Raw genomic sequence first — 20,827 nt, forward strand, 5'->3', positions numbered from 1 at the left:
TACGACTCCGTGATGAACGCCAGCTCAGCGTGCCTCGGCCACCTCGACCAAGGCGTCGATGAGGGATTCTGCGGTGCGGTCTGCGGCGATGACGTCGACGTCGAGTCCGATCGCGGCAGCATCCTTGGCCGTCTGCGGGCCGATGCAGGCGACGAGCGTGCCTGCTGGGATGGGTCCCAGCTGTTCCTGAACCTGCTGGGCCACGCTTCCAGAGGTGACGAGGACGGCCTGGACGAGCCCGGCGGCAACATCGGACACGACCTTGTCGCTGACAGGGACGCCGATGGTGCGGTAGGCGACGACCGACTCAACGTCGTGGCCGACGCGGCGCAGGCCCTCGGTGAGGAGAGGCTTGGCGATCTCGCTGCGCAGTGTCAGCACCTTGAGCGGGATGACGCCGTTCGTGGCGGCTTCCCAGATCTCGAGCAGGCCGCGAGCAGAGTTGTCTTCAGACGGCACGATGTCGACCGTGTAGCCGGCCGCGGTCAGCGCCGCAGCCGTGGTCTCGCCGACAGCGGCGACGCGCGTGTTGGCCGGAATGACGGCGCGGTGCGATGACAGCACGTCGACCGTCGTGGCACTCGTGACGGTGATCCAGTCGAATTCGCCGGCTGCCAGACGGGCCAGCGCGGCTTCCAGCGTTGCGGCGTCGTCTGTCGGTGCGAAGTTGATCATGGGCGCCACGATGGGCTGCGCGCCCTTCGACCGCAGGTTCGCGGCCACCTGGTCGCCCCACGGGCCACCGCGCGGCACGAGGACCCGCCAGCCCGCCAGCGGTTTCGCTGTCTCCGTCTTCGTCGTCACGATGTCACACCCAAGGGCGCGAGCGTGGCGGCGCCACCGGCCAGCAGTTCAGCGGCGACGCGCTCCGCGATGTCCTCTGCAGCCTCGATGAGGTGGTGGAGGGCGTGTGACTCCGGCGTCGCAGCGTGCGAGCTGGTGATGCTGTCGGTGCCGTCGGGGCTGTAGACGGTCGCGGTGAGGAAGATCAGGTCGTCGATGACGGCCGTCGCCCCGATCGGAGCCGAGCAGCCGGCCTCCAGCCTGGCCAGGACCAGGCGTTCGGCGATGGTGATTGCCTGGGTCGACGCGTGGTTGATCGCTTGCAGCGCAACGGCCAGCTTGCGGTCCTGCGGACCATCCCGCACCTCGAGCGCGAGTGCACCCTGGCCGGGAGCGGTTGGCCACTCAGAGAGTTCGAGGTACTCAGTCGCGACCGCGTCGAGGCGCCCGAGCCGGCCGAGGCCTGCCGCAGACAGGATCACGGCGTCGAGGACGCCATCCGCTACAAAAGCCAGGCGTGTGTCGACATTGCCACGAATGTCGACGACCTCGAGCTCAGGGCGTCGGGCGCGCAGCTGTGCAGCGCGACGGGGCGAGCCGGTGCCAACCTTGGCGCCGTCTGGAAGCGAATCGAGGGTGAGTCCGTCGCGGGCGCACACGACGTCGCGGGCATCCGCTCGCTTGGGCGTCGCGCCGATCAGCAGGCCAGGGTGCGCGGCCGTCGGCAGGTCCTTGAGCGAGTGCACGATGACGTCGCACTCGTTCGCCAGCAGGGCCTCGCGCAGCGCGCTGGCGAACACCCCTGTGCCGCCCATGCTCGCGAGCGAGTCACGTGACGTGTCACCGTGGGTGGTGATCGGGATGATCTCGACCTCGACGCCAGCGGTTGCCGCAATGCGGTTCGCGACCGTCGTGGTCTGCGCCATGGCAAGCGCGCTGCCGCGGGTGCCGACCCTGATTACTGTGGATGCGCTCACGGTGCTTCTCCTGCCAGCGCCGGCTTGAAGCCAAGGCGCACATTTTCGCAGCAACCTGGGCGACAGACGTCGTACCAGGGGCCCAGCTCTGTGAGTGCAGGGCGCTCATCGACGGGCGTGTCATTGACCCGCTCCATGACGAGGTCGACCAGGCCGCTGACGTATGCCGGGTTCGTGCCGGGCGTTGGAACGCGAACCGAGAACAGGCCGTTCTCCTTGGCGGTCTCCGTGGCCTCGTTGTCGAGGTCCCAGAGCACCTCCATGTGGTCGGAGACGAAACCAAGCGGAACGATGACGACGGCACGGATGCCACGTGCGGGCAATTCCGCGATGACATCGTTGATGTCGGGCTCCAGCCACGGCATGCTCGGGGGGCCACTGCGCGACTGGTAGACAAGCTGCCAGCTGAGGCCCTCGGACGAGTCTGCGGGGGAAGCCGCAGCGATGACGACCTCTGCGACCGCCTTGTGCTGGGCCGCGTATGCGCCACCCTCGCCGAAGCCACGCTCTGCTGGTCCGCTCTTGGCGGCATCCGTTGAAGGAATCGAGTGCGTCGCGAACAGCACCTCGACCTCGGTGTGCAGGTTGATGCCGGGGTTCGCCGCCGCGACATCGGCCAGGCCCTGGCGCACACCCTCGATGAAGGGCAGCACGAAGCCGGGGTGATCGAAGAACTGGCGCACCTTGTCGATGTGCACGACGCCTTCGAGGCCGGTGGAGGTGAGTGCAGCCGCGAAGTCTTCACGGTACTGGCGGCAGCTGGAGTACGAGCTGTATGCGCTGGTCGCAATGGCGATCAGGCGATCCTGGCCGTTCTCGTGCGCCTCGGTGATGATGTCGGCCAGGTAGGGGTCCCAGTTGCGGTTGCCCCAGATGACGGGCAGGTCAACGCCACGGAACTTCAGTTCGGCCTCGAGGGCCGCCCTGAGCGCGCGGTTCTGGCTGTTGATCGGGCTGACACCGCCGAAGTGGCGGTAGTGGTGGGCGACCTCTTCGAGGCGCTCCTCAGGGATGCCGCGCCCACGCGTGACATTCCGCAGGAAGGGGATGACGTCGTCCTGACCCTCTGGTCCGCCGAAGCCAGCCAAAAGAATTGCGTCGTACTTCGTCACTACTGCAGCACCTCCACGAGTTCAGCCAACGTAATTCTGCGGCCCGTGTAGAACGGGACTTCCTCGCGCACGTGGCGACGGGCATCCGTTGCCCGCAGGTCGCGCATGAGGTCGACGAGTTCGGTGAGCTCATCCGATTCGATCGGGAGCAGCCACTCATAGTCACCGAGGGCGAATGCTGAGACGGTGTTGGCCAGCGCGCCGCGGAATGCAGCGCCCTTGCGGCCATGGTCGGCGAGCATCTTGCTGCGCTCTGCCTCTGGCAGGAGGTACCACTCGTAGCTGCGCACGAACGGGTACACCGTGAGCCAGCCGCGCGCGGGGATTCCGCGCAGGAAGCCGGGGACGTGGCTCTTGTTGAACTCTGCGTCGCGGTGAACGCCCATGGCGTTCCAGGTGGGAAGCAGGCTCTTGAGCAGCCGGGTGCGTCGAAGTTCGCGGTGCGCCCACTGCAGCGACTCTGCGTCGTCGGCGTGCGTCCAGATCATGACGTCTGCATCAGCCCTGAGACCAGAGACGTCGTAGAATCCGCGAACCGTCACGCCCTCTTTCTCGACGAGGGCAACAACGTCATCCAGTTCATTGACGGCATGCTCAACGTCGCGTCCGTCAAGGTCGTCCGGGTTAGCCGGATCCCTCCGCAAAACTGCGAACAAAGTGAAGCCCTGGGGCGATGCTTCGGGTTCACTCAGTGAAGAATCGGGGTGAGTTGCGGGCTGGGTGCTGTTTACTGCCTCTCCGGCAGCCGGGTGAGTCATGCCTCTAGTCTCCACTGCTTTGCCACCAGAGCCAAAAACGAGGCTCGGCAACACGCGGGCTCAGCAACACGGCGGCTCAGTAACACGGCGGCTCAACAACACAGCGGCTCAACAACACAGCGGCTCAGCAACACAGGCACGGCGGCCTGGTAGCTGGACACTCACCGCATCAGCGGCGTTGGAAAGCCCTGACTCCCAGCCATACGGCTGTACCGACAATTGTGGCGGCACCGAGGGCGATGCCCAACAGGGCCGGAGGGCTGTCCTCGCCGAGGCGCTTCAATGCGTCGTTCGCGTGCTGCGTCTTGAGCTTCACCTGCTTGGGCACGTTGAACTTGAATTCAATGGCGTCGAGCGTGCTCGCGAGGTCTGCCCTGGCATCCTGCGCTGTTCGACGCAGCTCAGCTTTCGACGGATGCCCGGTTGACTCGCTCTTCGACGAGTCGCTCTTTGACGAGTCGGGCTTGCTGGTGGCATCGTGCGACGAGTGAGCGGATGCCGACTTCGCCCGCGACGCGGTGTGCGACGCGGTCTGCGCCGCCTGCTTTGCCATGCGTTCAGCGGCCTTGCGTGCGTCCTGTGCGTTCGACTCAGCGGTCATATTCGCCAACCCCCTTGATTGCATCGACGTCGTTGCGCAGGCTCTGGCCGAGTCCGTCCGGATCCTGTTTGGTTGCAGCCTTCACCCGGTTGAGACCGATGAGCGCGAGGATCACGGCGATCAGCAGCAGCGCGACGCCCACGATGAGCGCAGAAAGCCAAAGCGGCAGCGCTAGTGCAATGGCGATGATCGCCAAGGCGATGAACACGCCGACCGCGAAGTACAGGAATACTGCGGCACCCACGAATAGCCCGATGCCGATGCCAAAGCTTTTCGCCTTGCCGGCCATTTCGGCCTTGAAGGCGTTCAGTTCGGCTTTCACCAAGGCGCTGAGCTGACCCGGTAACTCCGAAATCAGCGTGATCAGCGATTTTTTGGTTTTTGGATTGAATCTGTTGTCAGTCACAGAACTGGCTCCCCGCTGTTGTGTGCGTTGAACGTCGCCTTATTTATCGTCAGCGGACGTGTCGGCAGCGTCGTCCGACGTCGTCGACTCTGCAGCGCTCGTCCCGACGGGGCCGGGCTTCGCTTCCGTTGCGGACTTCGTCGAGTTCTTGGCCGCGGACTGTGCGGCGCGTGCCGTGGCCTGGACTGCGTCTGCCGCTGCTGCCTTGGCCTGGGCCGCCGCATCCGCTGCAGCCTTGGCCGTTTCGTCTGCCTTCGCCTGGGCCGTCTTGGCAGCGGATGCCGCAGACTTGCTTCCGGACTGGGCTGACTTCTGCACTGCGGCGACGATCTTCTTTCCGGTCTCGAACAGGGTGGCTGGCGTGTCGCCAACCTTGCCGAGGGCGAAATCGCGCACCTCGTGCACGGTGCGCTGGACCGGTTCCGTCTGCCAGAAGTTGCTGGCCGCCGAGGCAATCTGGTCGTAACGCTTACGACCGGCGCGAGCGCCGAGTACGTAGCCGACCAGTCCGCCGGTTATAAAAAGGATCTTTCCGCGCATTGTGACTCCATTCGCCGAGCTTCACGTGTCCCCAGAGTATCCCGCCCGGCGCATGTAGCGCGCGTCTGTGTCACCAGAGGTGCACAAATGCGGTTGTGCGTGGGAGGGCTACAGGCCGAGCGACGCCTGCCTGATCCTGCCGGCCGCGTCGACGGCATCCGGAATGACGGCGGCCAGGCCGGTTCCAGACAGCCACGCACCGGTCATTTCGAGCCTTGGCACCGTGGCGACAGCTTCGCGCACCTCGTGCACTCGCTCCCTGGCGCCCAGCGTTGCCGGAGAGAGCGCGTTTCGCCACACCGTGCGGGCGAATCCCCGAACCGTGTCCTTCGACAGTGGAACACCGAGGATGACGGATGCATCGTGCAGCGCCAGCTCCTGGAACTCGTCGTCGGTGAGGGCTTCAGTGAGGTTCGGGTCGCCTGCGCGACCATACGAGAGCCGGATGACGTGGCGTCCAGGTCCTGCGGAAGCAGCCACCCATTCCCACTTTGCGCTCACGTGCGTGAGCGCTTTCGCGGTGACGCCGGGCGCGTTGGCTGCCACAAGAACCCCTGTGCCACGCGGATGCGCGTCGAGGGTCGGCTCGTCGAGAACGAGCGTGGCCAGTTCGACGACCGTCGGCTCCGGCCAGTCCAGGTCGGCGATCGCGGCGAATTCAGGGCTGAGTCCGCGCACGAGATCGATCGCCTGCGCGCCAGGGGATGCAACGATGACGAAGCGGGCATCAACGGTGTCTGTGATGGGCGACGCGGCGGGTGCATCGGCTGGCAGCGAAGAGGCATCGGCTGCGGCATCCGTTTCAGCCGCGCGCTCAACGTCGACCGACCAGAACTGCTCCTCGCCGGCCTCGCGCTGCGTGAGCGCTGTGACGGTTGCCCCGGTCACGATCGTGACGTCGTAGGCGGCCAGGTCGGCGCGGATGGCGTCGATCATGGTCGACATTCCGCCGCGCAGTCCACCGACCATGGCGCCGGCCGGCGCCTGCGAACGGAGGGAGAGCACGGCGCCAGACAGCGAACCGGCGACGGTGAGCGCGCTGTTCAGTCCCGGCGCGACGACGTCGATTTCCAGGTCTTTCGCGGCGGCGGAGTACACGCCACCGGCGACCGGCTCGACCAGGCGCTCAAGGACACGGGCGCCCATCCGCTTCTCGACGAGCTCGCCGAGGCTGTGCTCCCTGCCGATCTTCAACACGGGCATGATGCGGTCGACCCAGGCGCGCCAGGCGCCCGCCGTGCCGATCGCACGGCGAACGTCGTCGGCCAGTGGTGAACCTGGAATGCCGAGAACGCCGGTCTTCGGCAGTGGAACGCTCACGGCGTCACCGCCCGGCTTGAGGGGCGGCAGGTAGAGCCAGGCGCCCTGGGGATTCGGGGCGACGACCGAATCGGTCAGCTTCAGGCTGTCGATGAAGTCGGCGACCGTGCCCTTCCGCACCGCGAAGCTCTCCGCGCCGCGGTCAAGGGTGAGCCCAGCGACCTCGTGGCCGGCGACAGCGCCGCCGACGGCATCCGTTGTCTCGTAGACCGTGACCTTCAACCCGATGTGCGCGCACTGGCGGGCCGCAACGAGGCCGGCGATACCGCCACCGACGACGATGACGTCTTTCATCAGGCGCCGTTCAGCTGGGCGGATGCCTCGTGCACGAGAGAAACCACACGCGTGAGTACGGCAGGGTCGGTCTCCGGCGGAACACCGTGTCCGAGGTTCAGCACGTGCGACGGCGCGGTGCGCCCGCGCTCAAGCACGTCGAGGACGTGCGCTTCGAGCACCGGCCACGGCGCAGCCAGCAGCGCAGGGTCAACGTTGCCCTGCACGGGGACCGTGCCGCCGAGGCGACGGTTGGCCTCGTCGAGTTCAACGCGGTAGTCGACGCCAACCACATCGGCCCCGATATCGTGCATTGCCTTCAGGAGCTCGCCGGTGCCAACGCCGAAGTGCACGATAGGCACGTTCGTGCGCACAGACTCAGGGTCGGCGGCCGCGTCGCTTGAGCGGGTTTCGTAGGTGAGGTCCTGCACGTGCGAGATGGCCAGAGCGGATGCCGGCGCGACGTACTTCGTGTAGTCGGCGAGCGAGAGCGCCCCTGCCCAGGAATCGAACAGCTGGGCCGCGCTGGCGCCGGCGAGCACCTGGGCGCGCAGGAAGCGACCGGTGACCTCGGCGGTCCAGGCCATGAGCGCCGCCCAGGCCTCAGGCTCTGAGTGCATGAGGGTGCGGGCGTGGATGTGGTCCTTCGACGGACCGCCCTCGACGAGATATGCCGCGAGCGTGAATGGTGCGCCGGCGAACCCGATCAGCGGGGTGGTTCCGAGCTCGTCGGTGGTGCGGGTGACCGCCTCGCGGATGGGGGCGAGGGCGGCGTCGAGAACGCTCGGGTCAAGGGCGGTCAACTCACGGACATCCGCTGCCGTGCGCACGGCCTTGCCGAGCACAGGACCCTTGCCTGCGACGATCGAGACGTCGACACCCACGAGCTTCAGGGGAACAACGATGTCGCTGAAGAAGATGCCGGCGTCGACACCGTGACGACGCACCGGCTGCAGGGTGATCTCACTGGCCAGTTCGGGGTTGAGGCAGGCCTCGAGCATCTGGGTGCCGACCCGCAACTCGCGGTATTCGGGCAGGGATCGACCGGCCTGGCGCATGAACCAGACCGGGGTGACATCCGGCCGGGTGCCCTGGTAGGCGGTGATGAGTCGAGAGTCCGCGGTCAGTCCGGCGGAGAGTGGGTGTTGCGCGTCGAGGTTCACGCCCTGAATTCTGTCAAACATCGCTGACCGATGCACGATGGGCGCCGACGCTGGGTGATCGCTGAGAGTTCGGCTCCCTCTCTCCCAGCAACGGGAAGTATGCTCAATCAGTGCTGATTTGTCTTTCCGCCAGCCACAAGAACTCCAGTTTTGAAGTGCTGGAGAAACTTTCTGTGGGCGCCACCACCGTTGCGAGTGGCATGCTCGAGCGCCACAACGCCTTGAGCGGAGCCGTTGTCGTCGCCACCTGCAACCGCTTTGAGGCCTATCTGGACCTCGACGAGCCGTTCGGCGTCTCCCCGCTTCCTGCCGTGTACTCGGCCATCGATGCCGTGAGCGAGAGCACCGGCGTTGATGCGGGAGTCCTCCGCGACACCCTCGACTTCGTGCACGGCAACAGCGTGCCAGAACACCTCTTCGCCGTGACCAGCGGCCTCGAATCCGTCGTCGTCGGCGAGGGCGAGATTGCCGGCCAGGTGCGCAGGTCGCTGGAGCAGGCTCGCGAATCGGGCACCACCAGCCCAGAGCTTGAGCGGTTGTTCCAGCGGGCATCCCGCACCTCACGCGGTATCAAGAACCGCACAGGCATCGGCACAGTCGGCCGTTCGCTCGTGCGCCTCTCGCTCGAACTCGCTGAAACGCGTATCGAAGACTGGTCATCCACCCGGGTGCTGCTAATCGGAACCGGTCGCTACGCCGGTGCATCGCTGGCCGCCCTGCGCGATCGCGGCGCCGAGAACGTGAGGGTCTACTCGCCCTCAGGTCGCGCCGAGAAGTTCGCACTCTCCCACGACATCGAGGCCGTCACTGAAGCGGGCTTCAGCCAGGCCGTCGGTGACGCAGAACTGATCGTCACGTGCACCACGGTCGATCACCACGTGATCACCGCAGCGGTGCTGCACGCCGGCAGGGCTGTCGACGCTGCGGCTGTTGCCGTGGCGGCTGCCGCCGCGGCCGCGGCTTCTGCTTCTGCTTCGGCTTCTGCTTCGGCTTCCGCTTCCGCTTCGGCTTCGGCTTCGGCTTCGGCTTCGGCTTCGGCTTCGGCTTCCCTTGCTTCCGCACTGGTCGCGAGCGATCCCATGGCGATCAAGACCTGCCCGGTCACCGGCCAATCAGGCACGGTGACGGCCATCAACACCGTCAGCGAACTGAGCGCAGCGACCGCGGACGGTGCCGACCTCGATTCGGGTACCGCTGCAGCGGCATCCGCTGTCGTGACGGAGCTCGGAACCCTGACCGCGCCTCCCGCAGAGGCAGCTCCTGTCGAGCCGGTCGAACGACGCCAGCTCATCATCGACCTTGGTCTCCCCCGCAACGTCGACCCCGATGTCGTGCACGTTGAGGGCGTCGAGCTGCTCGACCTTGAAACCATCCGCCTGCACGCGCCGATCGAAGAGCTGAATGCCACGAGCGACGCCCGCAAGCTGGTGACCCAGGCTGCGCGCAAGTTCACCACGGTCTCCAAGGAGCAGAGCCTCGCGCCCGCGGTTGTCGCCCTGCGCTCGCACGTGTTCGACATCCTCGAGGCTGAAATCGAACGCGCCCGCAAGCGCGGCGACGACTCTGAGCAGACCGAGTCTGCGCTTCGCCACCTGGCCGGCGTGCTGCTGCACACCCCCATGGTGCGTTCAAGGGAACTGGCCGGCGCCGGCGAGCACGACGCCTTCCTCGGCGGTTTGAACGCCCTGTTCGGCCTTGACGTCGAGCTCACTTCTGACCTCACCTCCGACCTCGACTCCGGACTCTCGCGAGGCGAGGGCGCCGCGTCGTGAGCCACGTCGCGCCGACCGGCCTGACCACGCTGCCGTACTACGCGCATGCCACCCGCACCGAGAGGTTGCTGCTGCGACCACTCACTGAAGCGGATGCCGACGACGTCTTTGAATACCAGTCACGTCCCGACGTGGTGCGCTACCTTCCCTGGCCCGTTCGTGACAGGGATGAGTCGCTCGAGCACACCCGCACACGCGCCGGCTTCACCCGGCTCGAGGACGACAACGACGCCATGATTCTGGCCGCGGAGCTGGTCGGTGAGCCTGGTGATTCGGGTGAGGCTGGTGAGCGTGGTCGCGTCATCGGCGACCTGAGCGTGTTCCTCACCAGTGGCGCCAACGCCCAGATTGAAATCGGGTGGGTCTTCCACCCCGACTTCCGGGGCAAGGGCTACGCGACGGAGGCGGCCAAGGCCCTGCTCGAGCTCGCGTTCACCGAGATTGGCGCACACCGGGTCTCGGCCAGGCTCGACCCGCTGAATACGGCATCCGTTGCCCTGTGCCGCCGACTCGGCATGCGCCAGGAGGCGCATTTCGTGGAGGGCGAGATCTTCAAGGGCGAGTGGGGCGACCTGGCCGTTTGGGCGATCCTCGACCGCGAGTGGGCAGCGACCCGCTAGCTGTGGCGCGCGTGTGGCCTCCGCCCGCTTCTTAGTTCCGTTGATTGAGGAGCGAGCGCCAGTGAGTGTCTCGAAATCCAGCGACCCAATCCGTGGAACCGTAGCGTCTACCGAGTGCCGGCATGCGCAACACTGAACTCTGTGGTGGCTCTCGGCATCAAAAACAAATGTTCGAACACCTATGAGAAAGTCTCGCTTTAATGTTCGAACAGCAGTACTATTGAAACATGCTCACCATCGAGGATGCCCGCACAGCTCTAGACATGCTGCAGACATTCACCGAAGAGTATGCCGAGATGCGCCCATGTGCCGGCGTCCCCGGTCTGAGTGAAGACGATGTTGTGGCATTGGCGGTTGTGGCGGAGCGTGCCGGCCGGTGTGTTGATGCCCTTCGCATCGCGGTAACCACCGATATTGATGAGCGGTCCCGACCGACGCTGGAGGTATCGGAGCGACTCTCCTCCAAGCGCGGGTGCCGTAATTCGATTGAATTGTTGGAGCGGTTGACGTTGGTGTCGCCGAAGACGATCGCGAAGCGGATTCGGTTGGGCAGGCAGGTGCGCACCCAGTACGGGTTGGATGGCATGGCGTTCCCGCCGAAGTTCCCCGCTGTCGCTGCCGGCCTGGCCGGTGGCCAGCTCGGCCTGGACAGTGCCGAGGTGATCGTGGGCACGTTGGCTCCCTTGCTTGGTCGCATCGAGGTTTCTGCGGTGCAGGAGGCAGAGGCGGCGTTGGTTGCCGCGGCGACCGGGGTCCCGATCGAGTCGGGCGCCGAACCGACAACCCCGGAGTCTGCGGGTCTGATCGAGGTGCACGCGCTGGTGTGGAAGTCGTTCATCGACCCAGACGGTGTGGAACCCGATGAGAAGCGGGCGATGCATAACCGGGCGTTCCGGATGGGGCAGGTGCGAGATGGTCTGGTGCCGGTGTCTGGCGGGTTGATGCCGGAGGTCGCCGGGAAGGTGCAGCGGCTGATGGACGCGTATATGTCCCCGCGGACCGCGCAGGTGAAGTTTCTCACCGAGGAGGAACAGGACCGACAAATCGACCAAGACTCGTTGGAGCGTGATGACCGCACCCGAGACCAGCTTGGCCACGACCTGCTGGCCATGGTCGTTGACAGTGCGGCTCGGAGCGCCGAGGCGCCGACGATCGGCGGTGCGTCCCCGACGGTGATGGTCAGTGTGCGACAGGAAGACCTCCTCGCAGGCACGGGCGCCGGCCACATTGACGGGCAGTTGGCCCCCATCTCGATCCTCGCCACCGAGCAGATGATCTGCACCGGAGGTGTGCAGCCAGTGACGATCAACGCGAAGGGCAAGATCATCGAACTCGGGGTCACCGACCGGTGCTTCACCTCGCAGCAGCGCCGGGCAATCACCCTCCGCGACGGCGGCTGCATCATCCCGGGCTGTCAAAGCCCCGCCGCCTGGGCGGAAATCCACCACGTCATCCCCGCCGCACTCGGCGGGCCAACCGATGTCAGCAACGGCGTAACCCTGTGCTGGTTCCACCACCGCACGATTCACCGGTCGGGGTGGCAGATCCGAATGGTCGACGGCGTCCCAGAGGTCAAGGCACCGGTGTGGCTCGACGGGCATCAGCGATGGCATGTCGCTACGAAATCTCCCACCAGGTTGGCCGATCAACTCGCCGACCAGCACCGACGAACAGGCTAGGCCGCTGCACCCCGAGACAGCAGCGGCGCGGTTTGAGACCATTGATCTATGCGCGCTGTCTATTTCGATGAGTTCGGTGTTCTTCCCGTCGTGCGGGAGGTCCCGGACCCGGCACCGAGCGACGCCGGCGTTGTCGTACGCGTTGAAGCGACCGGGCTGTGCCGCAGCGACTGGCATGGCTGGCTCGGGCATGACAGCGACATCCATTTGCCGCACGTTCCTGGCCACGAACTCGTCGGCGTGATTGAGTCCGTCGGGCCCGCTGTGCAGAACTTCCGCGTTGGCGACCGGGTGACCGTGCCCTTCGTCTGCGCCTGCGGCGAATGCCCGGAGTGCCGGAGCGGCAACGGCCAGGTCTGCCGCAACCAGACCCAGCCCGGCTTCACGCACTGGGGCTCATACGCAGACCTCGTTGCCCTGCACAACGCCGACGTCAACCTAATCAGGGTGCCTGACTCCCTCGACGCAGGGGCAGCGGCGCTGCTCGGCTGCCGTTTCGCCACCTCGTATCGCGGACTCGTGCACCAGGCGCAGCTGCAGGACGGCGAGACCCTCGTGGTCGTCGGCTGTGGTGGCGTCGGCCTCAGCGCCGTCATGATCGGGCGGGCACTCGGCGCCCGCGTGATCGCCGTCGACATCAGCCAGGAGGCCCTCGACACCGCCACCCGCGTTGGCGCCGATGCCACCCTCAACTCAGGTGGGCTGAGCGACGATGAGGTCGTTGCCCGGCTGCATGAGCTCACGGATGGGGGCGCGCAGGTTTCGCTCGAGGCCCTCGGCCGGGAAAACACGGTGGCCATCGCCATCCGCTCCCTGGCCACCCGCGGGCGCCACGTGCAGATCGGGCTGCTGCCAGAAGACCCACGCCTGCCGCTCGGTCTCGTGATCGCGAAGGAGCTGGCGATTCTCGGCAGCCACGGGATGCCGGCATCCGCGTACCCCGAATTGCTCGACCTGGTGACGTCGGGTCGTTTGCACCCTGAGCAGCTCATCGGCCGGCGCATCTCGCTCGACGAGGCGCCCGCCGCGCTGGCAGAGATGTCGGCGGCCAGCCCGGCCGCCGGCGTGACCCTGATCGAGGTCGCTCCGTTCTAATGCCCGCTGATTGAGGAGCGCCCGAGGCACGAGGACGCGTCTCGAAATCTCCGCGAGCGACGCCACTGAGAAGGAGAAGGGCCTCGAGACGGCCCTGGCTGGCCTTCTCGACCACCGGGCTAGTGCACTAGCTAGTGCACGTACTCCAGCAGGTCGAGGCCGACGGCCCGCATACCATCGAGCACGGCGAGGCGTGAGGCCAGCCGCGTGTCGGCGAACGACATCGACACCGCGTACACAACACCGGCACGGGGGCCGCGCAGCACGCCGACTTCACTCCGCACACCGGCATCCGTTCCGGTCTTGTTGACCAGCAGGATGCCGTGATCGCTTTCGCGGTGCGCCAGCGGGTCGAGGCCGAACGCGCTGGCAACCATGGAGAGGTCGGTGTTCAGCGACAGCCAGGCGAGCACGCGTTCGCTGGCATCTGCATCGACGATCTCGCCGCGAGCGAGCGCGGTGAACAACCAGGTGAGCTCTTTCGCGCTGCCGACGGAAATCTGGGGTGCGTCATCCGGGCCACGCTTGTCGCGCACCAGGTCGAGCAGTGCCGTCTGGGTCAGGCCGATCTCCTCCGTGCGCGCACGCACGGCGTCGAGGCCGACGGCGCGGATGAGCACGTTGGTGGCCAGGTTGTCGCTCGAGGAGCCGACGAGGGCGGCCAAGTCGGCGACCGGCAGCGACGGCGCCTGGAGGTGTTGCCAGATGCCGGCGTCTGCGACGGCATCCGTTTTCGTGCGATCAAGGATCGTGTATGCCCCGAAGTCGGCATCACGCAGGCGCGCGGCGACCTCGACGAGGAGCAGGACCTTGCCGATGCTCGCTGTCGGCATCACGACGTGGTCGTCGACGGAGAGCAGCACACGCCCTGTTGCGAGGTCGGTCGCGCGCGCGGAGACCTGGACACCGTTCATGGCGAGTTCGCCCAACGCTTCAAATCCGCGGGCGAAATTCTCGTTGGCGACAGCGCCCATGTGCTTGCCAACACGTTCTGACGAATGGCGTGCGCGTCTGGACGCTTCCTGGCTTGGAGTGACCTCTGTCAACGGGTCCTTCTACTGGTGGTGAAGTGGGTGATTTCGGATGTGATTTGCCCCCAAAACACCCTAACTCACGCGGAGACGGAGTCCTCCCCCAGTGCGGGGATCGCGGGCATCTTTTACCAAATGGTGACGCGTTTGGCCGGGTCGAGCCAGAGGGCGTCGCCGGGGGCCACGTTGTACGTGTCGTAGAAGGCGTCGATGTTGCGCACGATCTGGTTGCAGCGGAACTCGTTCGGCGAGTGCGGGTCGATGGCCAGCAGGCGAATCGCCTCCTCATCGCGCAACTTCATCTGCCAGGCCTGCGCCCACGACAGGAAGAAACGCTCTGCCCCGGTGAGACCGTCGACCACCGGCGGTTCAGCCCCCTCCAGCGACAGCAGGTATGCCTTCCACGCGATCGACAGGCCGCCGAGGTCGCCGATGTTCTCGCCAATGGTGAGTGCGCCGTTGACATGGTGGTCCGGCACCTGCGCGGGGACCAGTGCGTCGTACTGCTCGATGAGTGAGGCCGTGCGCTCCTCGAACGCCGCCCTGTCTGCCTCTGTCCACCAGTCGGTGAGGCGTCCGTCGCCGTCGTACTTCGAGCCCTGGTCATCGAACCCGTGCCCGATTTCGTGCCCGATCACGGCGCCGATCGCGCCGTAGTTGGCGGCGGCATCCCGATTCTCGTCGAAGAACGGGAACTGCAGGATGGCAGCGGGGAACACGATCTCGTTGAAACCCGGGTTGTAGTACGCGTTGATGGTCTGCGGGGTCATGAACCACTCGTCGCGGTCGAGCGGCTTGCCGATCTTGCCGAGTTCGCGCTGGAATTCGAACTCGTTCGCGGCGCGCACATTGGCGATGAGGTCGCCGGGCGTGATCGACAGGCTGGAGTAGTCGCGCCACTTCACCGGGTAGCCGATCTTGGGCGTGAACTTCTCGAGCTTCTCCAGCGCACGCTCGCGGGTCTCTGCCGTCATCCAGTCCAGGGCACTGATGCTCTGGCGGTACGCCTCGACCAGGTGGCCGACGAGCACGTCCATGCTCTCCTTGGCGGCTGGCTTGAAGTGGCGCTCGACGTAGACGTGGCCGACGGCTTCCCCCAGCGCGCCCTCAACGAGCGAGACGCCACGCTTCCAGCGCTCGCGCAGCTGCGGCGTGCCGCTCAGCGTGCGGCCGTAGAAGTCGAAGCTCGCCTCAACGAAATCGGTCGAGAGGTACGACGCAGACGAGCGGATGACCTGCCAGCGCAGCCAGTCGCGCCACGCGTCGAGACGGGGCTGGGTGAGCATCGCGGCGAGCCCGGTGATGAAGCTCGGCTGGCGCACGACGACCTCGGTGAAGGCCTCGGCGGGAGCGTCGAGGCCACTCAACCAGCGGTCGAGGTCGGCGCCGGCTGCGAGGGCGGAGAGCTGCCCCCAGCTCTTCAGGTTGTAAGTCTTCTCGCTGTCGCGGGAGGCCACCTTGTCCCAGTGGTGGGCGGCCAGGTCAGTCTCGAGGTCGAAGACCCGCGCGGCGCGGGCTGGAGCGTCGGAGAAACCGGCGAGGGTGAACATCCGCTGCACGAATTCGCGGTACGCCGTGCGAACCGACTCGAACTTCTCTTCGCGGTAGTACGACTCATCCGGCAGGCCGAGTCCGGCCTGGCTGACGAAGACGAGGTAGCGCTCAGGGTCTCCTGGATCGTTGTCGACGTAGAGGCCGAATGCGCCAGGGACGCCTGCTCGCTCAAGCTGGCCGAGCGTGGTGAGGAACGCGGGGATCGACGTGACGCCGTCGATGGTCGCGAGGTCTGAGGCGAGCGGCGCCCGGCCGAGCTTCTCGATGCGCTCCTCGTCGAGGAAGCTGGCGTAGAGGTCGCCGACCTTCCGCTGCTCTGTGCCAGGCTCTGCGTCCTGCGACTCGATGATGATGTCGCGCACGGCCTTCTCCGCCTCTTCGGCGAGCTCGGAGAATGAGCCCCAGCGCGACTTGTCGGCCGGAATCTCGGTGCGTTCAATCCAGGGCCCGTTCACGTGGCGATACAGGTCGTCCTGCGGCCGAATGTTCGGGTCGAAGTCGGCGATGTTGATTCCGGATGCGAGAGGCGCGTCAGTCATGCGGCCCAGCCTATTAGGTGGCCAGCTTCTCCGACTGGACAGGAGGTGGGTGTGCTTGGATGGCACGACTATGAACACCGTGCTGAACATCATCTGGTTAGTGCTCTCCGGCTTCTGGCTGTTTCTCAGCTATATGCTCGCCGGCATCATCTGCTGCATCCTGATTGTCACCATCCCGTTCGGCATCGCGTCGTTCCGCATCGGGTTCTACGCGCTCTGGCCGTTCGGCCGCCGCGTGGTGAACAAGCCGGAGGCCGGGGTCTTCTCGTTCATCGGCAACGTGATCTGGGTGATCGTCGCCGGCATCTGGATCGCGATCGAGCACATCCTGAGCGGCATCGCCCTCTGCATCACGATCATCGGGATTCCGCTCGGCATCGCAAACTTCAAGATGGTGCCGATCGCGCTGATGCCGCTCGGCAAGGAGATTGTCGACACGAACGACCAGATGGAGTTCGCGCACTAGCACTGCGGCTTCGTCGCGCCCGTTGCGGTGGCTCGCGCCCGCTGTAGCGGGCGCGGCTGCCCAGAACGGGCGCGGTGGTGGGCTGGTAGGAGCCGGCGCGACCAGCCAAAAGTAGAATCGACGCATCAGACTCTTCAGACGCCTTCCCATCGACCGCGACATCCTGCGGCTGGCCGTGCCGGCCCTCGGCGCGCTCATCGCCGAACCCCTCTTCCTGCTGGCCGACTCTGCGATGGTCGGCCACCTCGGTGAGACGCCGTTAGCTGGGCTGGGACTCGCCAGCGCCGTGCTGCAGACCATCATTGGCCTCATGGTGTTCCTGGCGTATACGACGACACCCGCCGTTGCCCGCTGGCTCGGCCTCGGCGACGAGAAACGCGCCGTCTCTGTCGGAATTGACGGCCTGTGGCTGGCCGCGGCCCTCGGTGTCGTGCTTGCCGTCGCCGGCTGGTTCACGACTCCCCTTCTCATTGGCGCCTTCGGGGCGACGGATGCCGTCACAGCCGAAGCCGAGATCTACCTCAGCATCTCCATGCTCGGCATCCCCGCCATGCTGCTGGTCTTCGCAGCGACAGGATTGCTGCGCGGCCTGCAGGACACCAAGACGCCGCTGTACGTGGCCGGGTTCGGCTTCGGCGCGAACATCGTGCTGAACCTGGTGTTCATCTACGGCCTGGGCCTCGGCATCGCCGGCTCTGCGCTCGGCACCGTCATCGCCCAGTGGGGCATGGTGCTGGTCTACCTCGTCGTGGTCGTGCGGCACGCTCGCGCCGCCGGTGCTCCGCTTCGGCCGCATCGGGCTGGAATGCTGGTGGGGGCGACATCCGGTGGGTGGCTGTTCCTCCGCACGGTCAGCTTGCGCGCCGCCATGCTGCTCGCCGTGTTCGCCGCAACGAGGCTCGGTTCGCCAGAACTCGCGGCCTTCCAAATCGTGATGACCCTGTTCGCGACGCTCGCCTTCGCCCTCGACGCGCTGGCCATCGCGGCCCAGGCCCTCGTTGGTCGCGGCCTCGGCGCCAGCGACGTCGCGACCGTGCGGGCCGTGCTGCGACGCACGCTGGAGTGGGGTGTGCTCTGCGGGAGCGGGCTGGGGCTCATCGTCATCGCGACGAGCGGCGTGCTCGGCGCCCTGTTCACGTCGGCCCCGGAGGTCATCGCCATCCTCCAGCCGTCCCTGGTCGTGCTCGGGCTGTCCGTGCCGCTCGGCGGCGTGGTCTTCGTGCTCGACGGCGTGCTCATCGGCGCAGGCGACGCCCGCTACCTCGCGTTGACCGGACTCGTGAACCTCGCCGTCTTCATACCGTTCGCGGTCGCCGTCATGCTCTGGGCGCCAGGCGGAGCGCTCGGCCTGGCCCTGCTGATGCTGGCCTTCATGTTCGGGTACCTCGGCGCGCGCGCGGTGACCCTTGGCCTGCGCGAGCGGTCATCGGCGTGGCTGGTGACCGGCATCCGCTAGCCAGGTCGCCGCACTGATCAGTGCTGGCGGGGCGGAGCAGTGGTCGTGCCGCGGTGAAACTCGCTGGTGAACGAGGCTGGGTCAGCCGGCTCACCGGCCAGCAGGCGGATGATCACCTCGCCGGCGGCCCGCCCCTTGGCCGCGGCGGGCTGCACCAGGGTCGTGAGGTCGTATGGGCCGAGGCCATCGACGTGCACGCCGTCGAAACCGACAACGCTGAGGTCGTCCGGCACTCGAATGCCCGCCTCTTCTGCGGCACGGATGACGCCGGCGGCAAGCAGGTCGCTCTGGGCCATGATCGCCTGTGGTCGATGTGCGCCCTCGCGCGCCAGCAGGGCACGCCCGGCGTCCAGCCCTGCCTCGATGGAGCTCTCAGGGGCGATCATGCCGAACAGCTTGGGGAAGACGTCGCGCGCACCATCCAGCCGGTCAGTGGCGGTTTCTGAGGTGCTGGCGGCCTCTGCGGATGCGGTGAGCGGCCCCGCGGTGCGATCGGCATCGAGTGGCAGACTCACCATCGCGACATTCGTGTGCCCGAGGTCGGCCAGGTGCTGTGCGGCCAGTCGGGTCGCCTCCCGGTTGTCGAGCGAGATGCGCGGGACACCGTCGCCGGTTGCTCCCTCAATCGACACCATCGGGATGCCGCGTTGGCGGAGCGCAGCAATGGAGCGACCGAGGCGCGGGCTGCAGCCAATCAGCACGACAGCGTCGACAGGGGCGTTCTCAACGCTCACCGTCGCCTCGCCAGCGGCAACCGCGCCGGCAGTGCTCGAGCTCGTGCTCGTTCTCGTTCTCGTGCTCGTGCTGCCGTCGGTATCGGTCAGAAGCAGCAGCGCAGCGCCGAGCGGGGCGATGCCCTCTGCAACACCGTCGAGCATGGCGATCTTGATGGGATCGCGAAACGCTTCGCGCAGGCGCTCTTCAACGACCACGCCGACGATGCCGGAGCGCCCTCTGCGCAGCGACCTGGCCCTCGGGTCAGGTCCCGCGTAACCGAGCTCTGCGGCCGCGGCCAGCACCCTGGTTCTGGTGGACGTCGAGACGGGGCCGGATCCGCTGAAGGCCAGGGAGGCCGTTGAGGGCGACACTCCGGCCCGCGCGGCGACGGCTGCGAGCGTCGGGCGGTCGGGAAGGTCAGGGGCGTTAGGCGTCATGGGGGGCATCACGGTCCTTGCAGAGAAAGCGTGTGTCGGCTAGTTTAGTCGAATCGATTCGATCGAATCGATTCGACCGCCGTAACGATTCGGACGCCCCTGTGTCACAGCCCACGAACGCCACCGAGCCCACCCCTGATCCCGCCGCCGGCATCAGCACGGCCGGGTCCAGCACGTCAGGTACGTCAAGCACCCTGGCTCCGGAGGCCACACGGCGGATGCTCATCGGCTGGCGCAACGCGGTCTTCGCCATCTTCTTCATCGGTGGGTTGAGCTCAGCCTCGTGGGTCACCCGCGTGCCGGCGGTGCGCGACGAACTTCACCTGAGCGTGGGGGATGTCGGCCTCATCATCTTCGGGCTGTCGGCAGGATCCGTGCTCGGGCTCATCGCGTCCACCTGGCTGCTCGCCCGCCTCGGCGCACGCAGCGGCATGGTGCTCGGTGTTGCCGTGTCGTCAGCGGGCCTGGTCCTCGTCGGAATCGGCGGCACCCTGCTCCCGTCTGCCGCGATCGTGTTCGTGGGCTTGGCCGCGCTCGGTTTCGGCATGGGATCCGTCGACGTCATGATGAACGTCGAAGGCGCCGCCGCCGAACGCCAGATCGGCAAGACGCTCATGCCGCTCATGCACGCCTGCTTCAGCCTCGGTACCGTCGTGGGCGCGTTGCTCGGCGCCGCGGCATCCGCTGTGCACCTCTCGGTGTTCTGGCACCTGTCGATTGCCGCCGTCGTGATCCTCGTGACAGCCATCATCTCCGTGCGCTTCGTGCCGCTGCGTCCAGAGCTCGGCGATGACCTCGCCCACGGCGAACACGGTCACAGCGCAACGGACCGCGTGGCGGTGAAGGCCAGCTGGAAGGCGCGCCTCCGCCAGAACCTGGCCGTCTGGCGCGACATGAAAGTGTTGCTCATCGGGCTGATCGTGCTCGGCATGACCTTCGCGGAGGGCGGCGCGAACGACTGGCTCGCCCTCGCCACCGTCGACGGCCACGGCCTCAGCAATACGAACGGCGCCGTCATCTTCGGCATCTTCGTCGCCGCCATGACCGTTGGCCGTGTCTCCGGCGGCCCGGTCATCGATCGCTTCGGACGCGTGCTCGTGCTCCGCGGCTGCGCGGCCCTCGGTGTCGTCGGCCTGCTGATGTTCATCCTGGCGCCCAACATCTGGGTCGTCGTGATCGGGGTCATCCTCTGGGGCCTCGGCGCATCGCTCGGCTTCCCCGTCGGCATGTCGGCGGCTGCGGACGACCCTAAGAACGCCGCCGCCCGCGTGAGCGCCATCGCCATGATCGGCTACTGCGCATTCCTCGTCGGCCCGCCCCTGCTCGGACTGCTCGGCGACGCCATCGGCCTGCTGAACGCCCTGTACTTCATCGTCATCCTCATGGTCATTGCCGGCCTGGCAGCGCCGGCAGCCCGCGAAGTGACCCCGCCATCGGCAGCAGACTCCGCCACGTCCTAGCCCCAGGCCGGCCCCCGCGTGCCCAACACCGTGGCCCAGCGGAGATTTCCCCAGCAATGCTCGGTTAA

At 66.7% G+C, this 20,827-nt stretch carries 19 protein-coding genes; 7 read left to right on the forward strand and 12 right to left on the reverse strand.

The window, feature by feature from the left end:
* Positions 1-24: 24 nt before the first annotated feature.
* From AC25Y4_RS13370 to hemE, 9 genes are all read right to left on the reverse strand, one after another.
* Complete coding sequence (locus tag AC25Y4_RS13370) at positions 25-804, reverse strand: uroporphyrinogen-III synthase (protein ID WP_488120921.1); 780 nt, start codon at positions 802-804, stop codon at positions 25-27.
* Positions 801-1,709 carry a hydroxymethylbilane synthase gene (gene hemC / locus AC25Y4_RS13375; RefSeq protein WP_488121251.1) on the reverse strand — a complete coding sequence of 303 codons (909 nt, stop codon included), beginning with the start codon at positions 1,707-1,709 and terminating at the stop codon, positions 801-803. The genes AC25Y4_RS13370 and hemC overlap by 4 nt, the downstream gene beginning before the upstream one ends.
* A 47-nt stretch (positions 1,710-1,756) precedes the next feature.
* The gene (locus AC25Y4_RS13380; protein WP_488120922.1) at positions 1,757-2,872 is read right to left on the reverse strand and encodes a ferrochelatase; all 1,116 of its coding nucleotides are present in this window, start codon (positions 2,870-2,872) and stop codon (positions 1,757-1,759) included.
* Positions 2,872-3,630 (reverse strand): hydrogen peroxide-dependent heme synthase, encoded by a 759-nt coding sequence (gene hemQ, locus AC25Y4_RS13385; protein ID WP_488120923.1) that lies wholly within the window; start codon positions 3,628-3,630, stop codon positions 2,872-2,874. The genes AC25Y4_RS13380 and hemQ overlap by 1 nt, the downstream gene beginning before the upstream one ends.
* A gap of 169 nt (positions 3,631-3,799) precedes the next feature.
* A complete protein-coding gene (locus AC25Y4_RS13390) occupies positions 3,800-4,231 on the reverse strand; it encodes a hypothetical protein (protein ID WP_488120924.1) in 432 nt (143 codons plus the stop codon).
* A complete protein-coding gene (locus tag AC25Y4_RS13395) occupies positions 4,221-4,637 on the reverse strand; it encodes a phage holin family protein (protein ID WP_488120925.1) in 417 nt (138 codons plus the stop codon). Before AC25Y4_RS13395 ends, AC25Y4_RS13390 begins: the two co-directional genes overlap by 11 nt.
* Before the next feature lie 39 nt (positions 4,638-4,676).
* Positions 4,677-5,177, reverse strand: a complete 501-nt coding sequence (locus tag AC25Y4_RS13400; protein ID WP_488120926.1) for a hypothetical protein — start codon at positions 5,175-5,177, stop codon at positions 4,677-4,679.
* Positions 5,178-5,285: 108 nt separating this feature from the next.
* Positions 5,286-6,791 (reverse strand): protoporphyrinogen oxidase, encoded by a 1,506-nt coding sequence (gene hemG, locus AC25Y4_RS13405; protein ID WP_488120927.1) that lies wholly within the window; start codon positions 6,789-6,791, stop codon positions 5,286-5,288.
* The gene (gene hemE / locus AC25Y4_RS13410) at positions 6,791-7,954 is read right to left on the reverse strand and encodes a uroporphyrinogen decarboxylase (RefSeq protein WP_488120928.1); all 1,164 of its coding nucleotides are present in this window, start codon (positions 7,952-7,954) and stop codon (positions 6,791-6,793) included. The genes hemG and hemE overlap by 1 nt, the downstream gene beginning before the upstream one ends.
* 134 nt (positions 7,955-8,088) lie before the next feature.
* On the opposite strand from hemE, the gene AC25Y4_RS13415 reads away from it, so the two are divergent.
* The 4 genes from AC25Y4_RS13415 (at position 8,089) to AC25Y4_RS13430 (ending at position 13,099) form a co-directional block, all read left to right on the forward strand.
* The gene (locus AC25Y4_RS13415; RefSeq protein ID WP_488120929.1) at positions 8,089-9,705 is read left to right on the forward strand and encodes a glutamyl-tRNA reductase; all 1,617 of its coding nucleotides are present in this window, start codon (positions 8,089-8,091) and stop codon (positions 9,703-9,705) included.
* On the forward strand, positions 9,702-10,325 hold the full coding sequence (locus AC25Y4_RS13420; RefSeq protein WP_488120930.1) for a GNAT family N-acetyltransferase: 624 nt from the start codon (positions 9,702-9,704) through the stop codon (positions 10,323-10,325). Before AC25Y4_RS13415 ends, AC25Y4_RS13420 begins: the two co-directional genes overlap by 4 nt.
* A gap of 227 nt (positions 10,326-10,552) precedes the next feature.
* A complete protein-coding gene (locus AC25Y4_RS13425) occupies positions 10,553-12,004 on the forward strand; it encodes an HNH endonuclease signature motif containing protein (RefSeq protein WP_488120931.1) in 1,452 nt (483 codons plus the stop codon).
* Between the two features lie 48 nt (positions 12,005-12,052).
* Entirely contained in the window at positions 12,053-13,099 is a 1,047-nt protein-coding gene (locus AC25Y4_RS13430; protein WP_488120932.1) for a zinc-dependent alcohol dehydrogenase family protein, read from the forward strand.
* A gap of 131 nt (positions 13,100-13,230) precedes the next feature.
* On the opposite strand, the gene AC25Y4_RS13435 is transcribed toward AC25Y4_RS13430, so the two are convergent.
* Together AC25Y4_RS13435 and AC25Y4_RS13440 are read right to left on the reverse strand one after the other, a co-directional pair.
* On the reverse strand, positions 13,231-14,145 hold the full coding sequence (locus tag AC25Y4_RS13435) for a serine hydrolase (protein ID WP_488120933.1): 915 nt from the start codon (positions 14,143-14,145) through the stop codon (positions 13,231-13,233).
* Positions 14,146-14,258: 113 nt separating this feature from the next.
* A complete protein-coding gene (locus AC25Y4_RS13440) occupies positions 14,259-16,223 on the reverse strand; it encodes a M13 family metallopeptidase (protein ID WP_488120934.1) in 1,965 nt (654 codons plus the stop codon).
* A gap of 70 nt (positions 16,224-16,293) precedes the next feature.
* Between AC25Y4_RS13440 and AC25Y4_RS13445 the strand changes: the two genes are divergently transcribed.
* Both AC25Y4_RS13445 and AC25Y4_RS13450 read left to right on the forward strand, forming a co-directional pair.
* Positions 16,294-16,689 carry a YccF domain-containing protein gene (locus AC25Y4_RS13445; RefSeq protein WP_488121252.1) on the forward strand — a complete coding sequence of 132 codons (396 nt, stop codon included), beginning with the start codon at positions 16,294-16,296 and terminating at the stop codon, positions 16,687-16,689.
* A 175-nt stretch (positions 16,690-16,864) separates the two neighbouring features.
* Positions 16,865-18,145 carry an MATE family efflux transporter gene (locus tag AC25Y4_RS13450; RefSeq protein WP_488120935.1) on the forward strand — a complete coding sequence of 427 codons (1,281 nt, stop codon included), beginning with the start codon at positions 16,865-16,867 and terminating at the stop codon, positions 18,143-18,145.
* A 17-nt stretch (positions 18,146-18,162) separates the two neighbouring features.
* On the opposite strand, the gene AC25Y4_RS13455 is transcribed toward AC25Y4_RS13450, so the two are convergent.
* A complete protein-coding gene (locus AC25Y4_RS13455; protein ID WP_488120936.1) occupies positions 18,163-19,299 on the reverse strand; it encodes a LacI family DNA-binding transcriptional regulator in 1,137 nt (378 codons plus the stop codon).
* 101 nt (positions 19,300-19,400) lie between these two features.
* Here AC25Y4_RS13455 and AC25Y4_RS13460 point away from each other — a divergent pair, with 101 nt between their 5' ends.
* Positions 19,401-20,759 (forward strand): MFS transporter, encoded by a 1,359-nt coding sequence (locus tag AC25Y4_RS13460; protein WP_488120937.1) that lies wholly within the window; start codon positions 19,401-19,403, stop codon positions 20,757-20,759.
* Positions 20,760-20,827: the final 68 nt, after the last annotated feature.

It is taken from the genome of Leifsonia sp. Y878 (genome assembly GCF_057669685.1).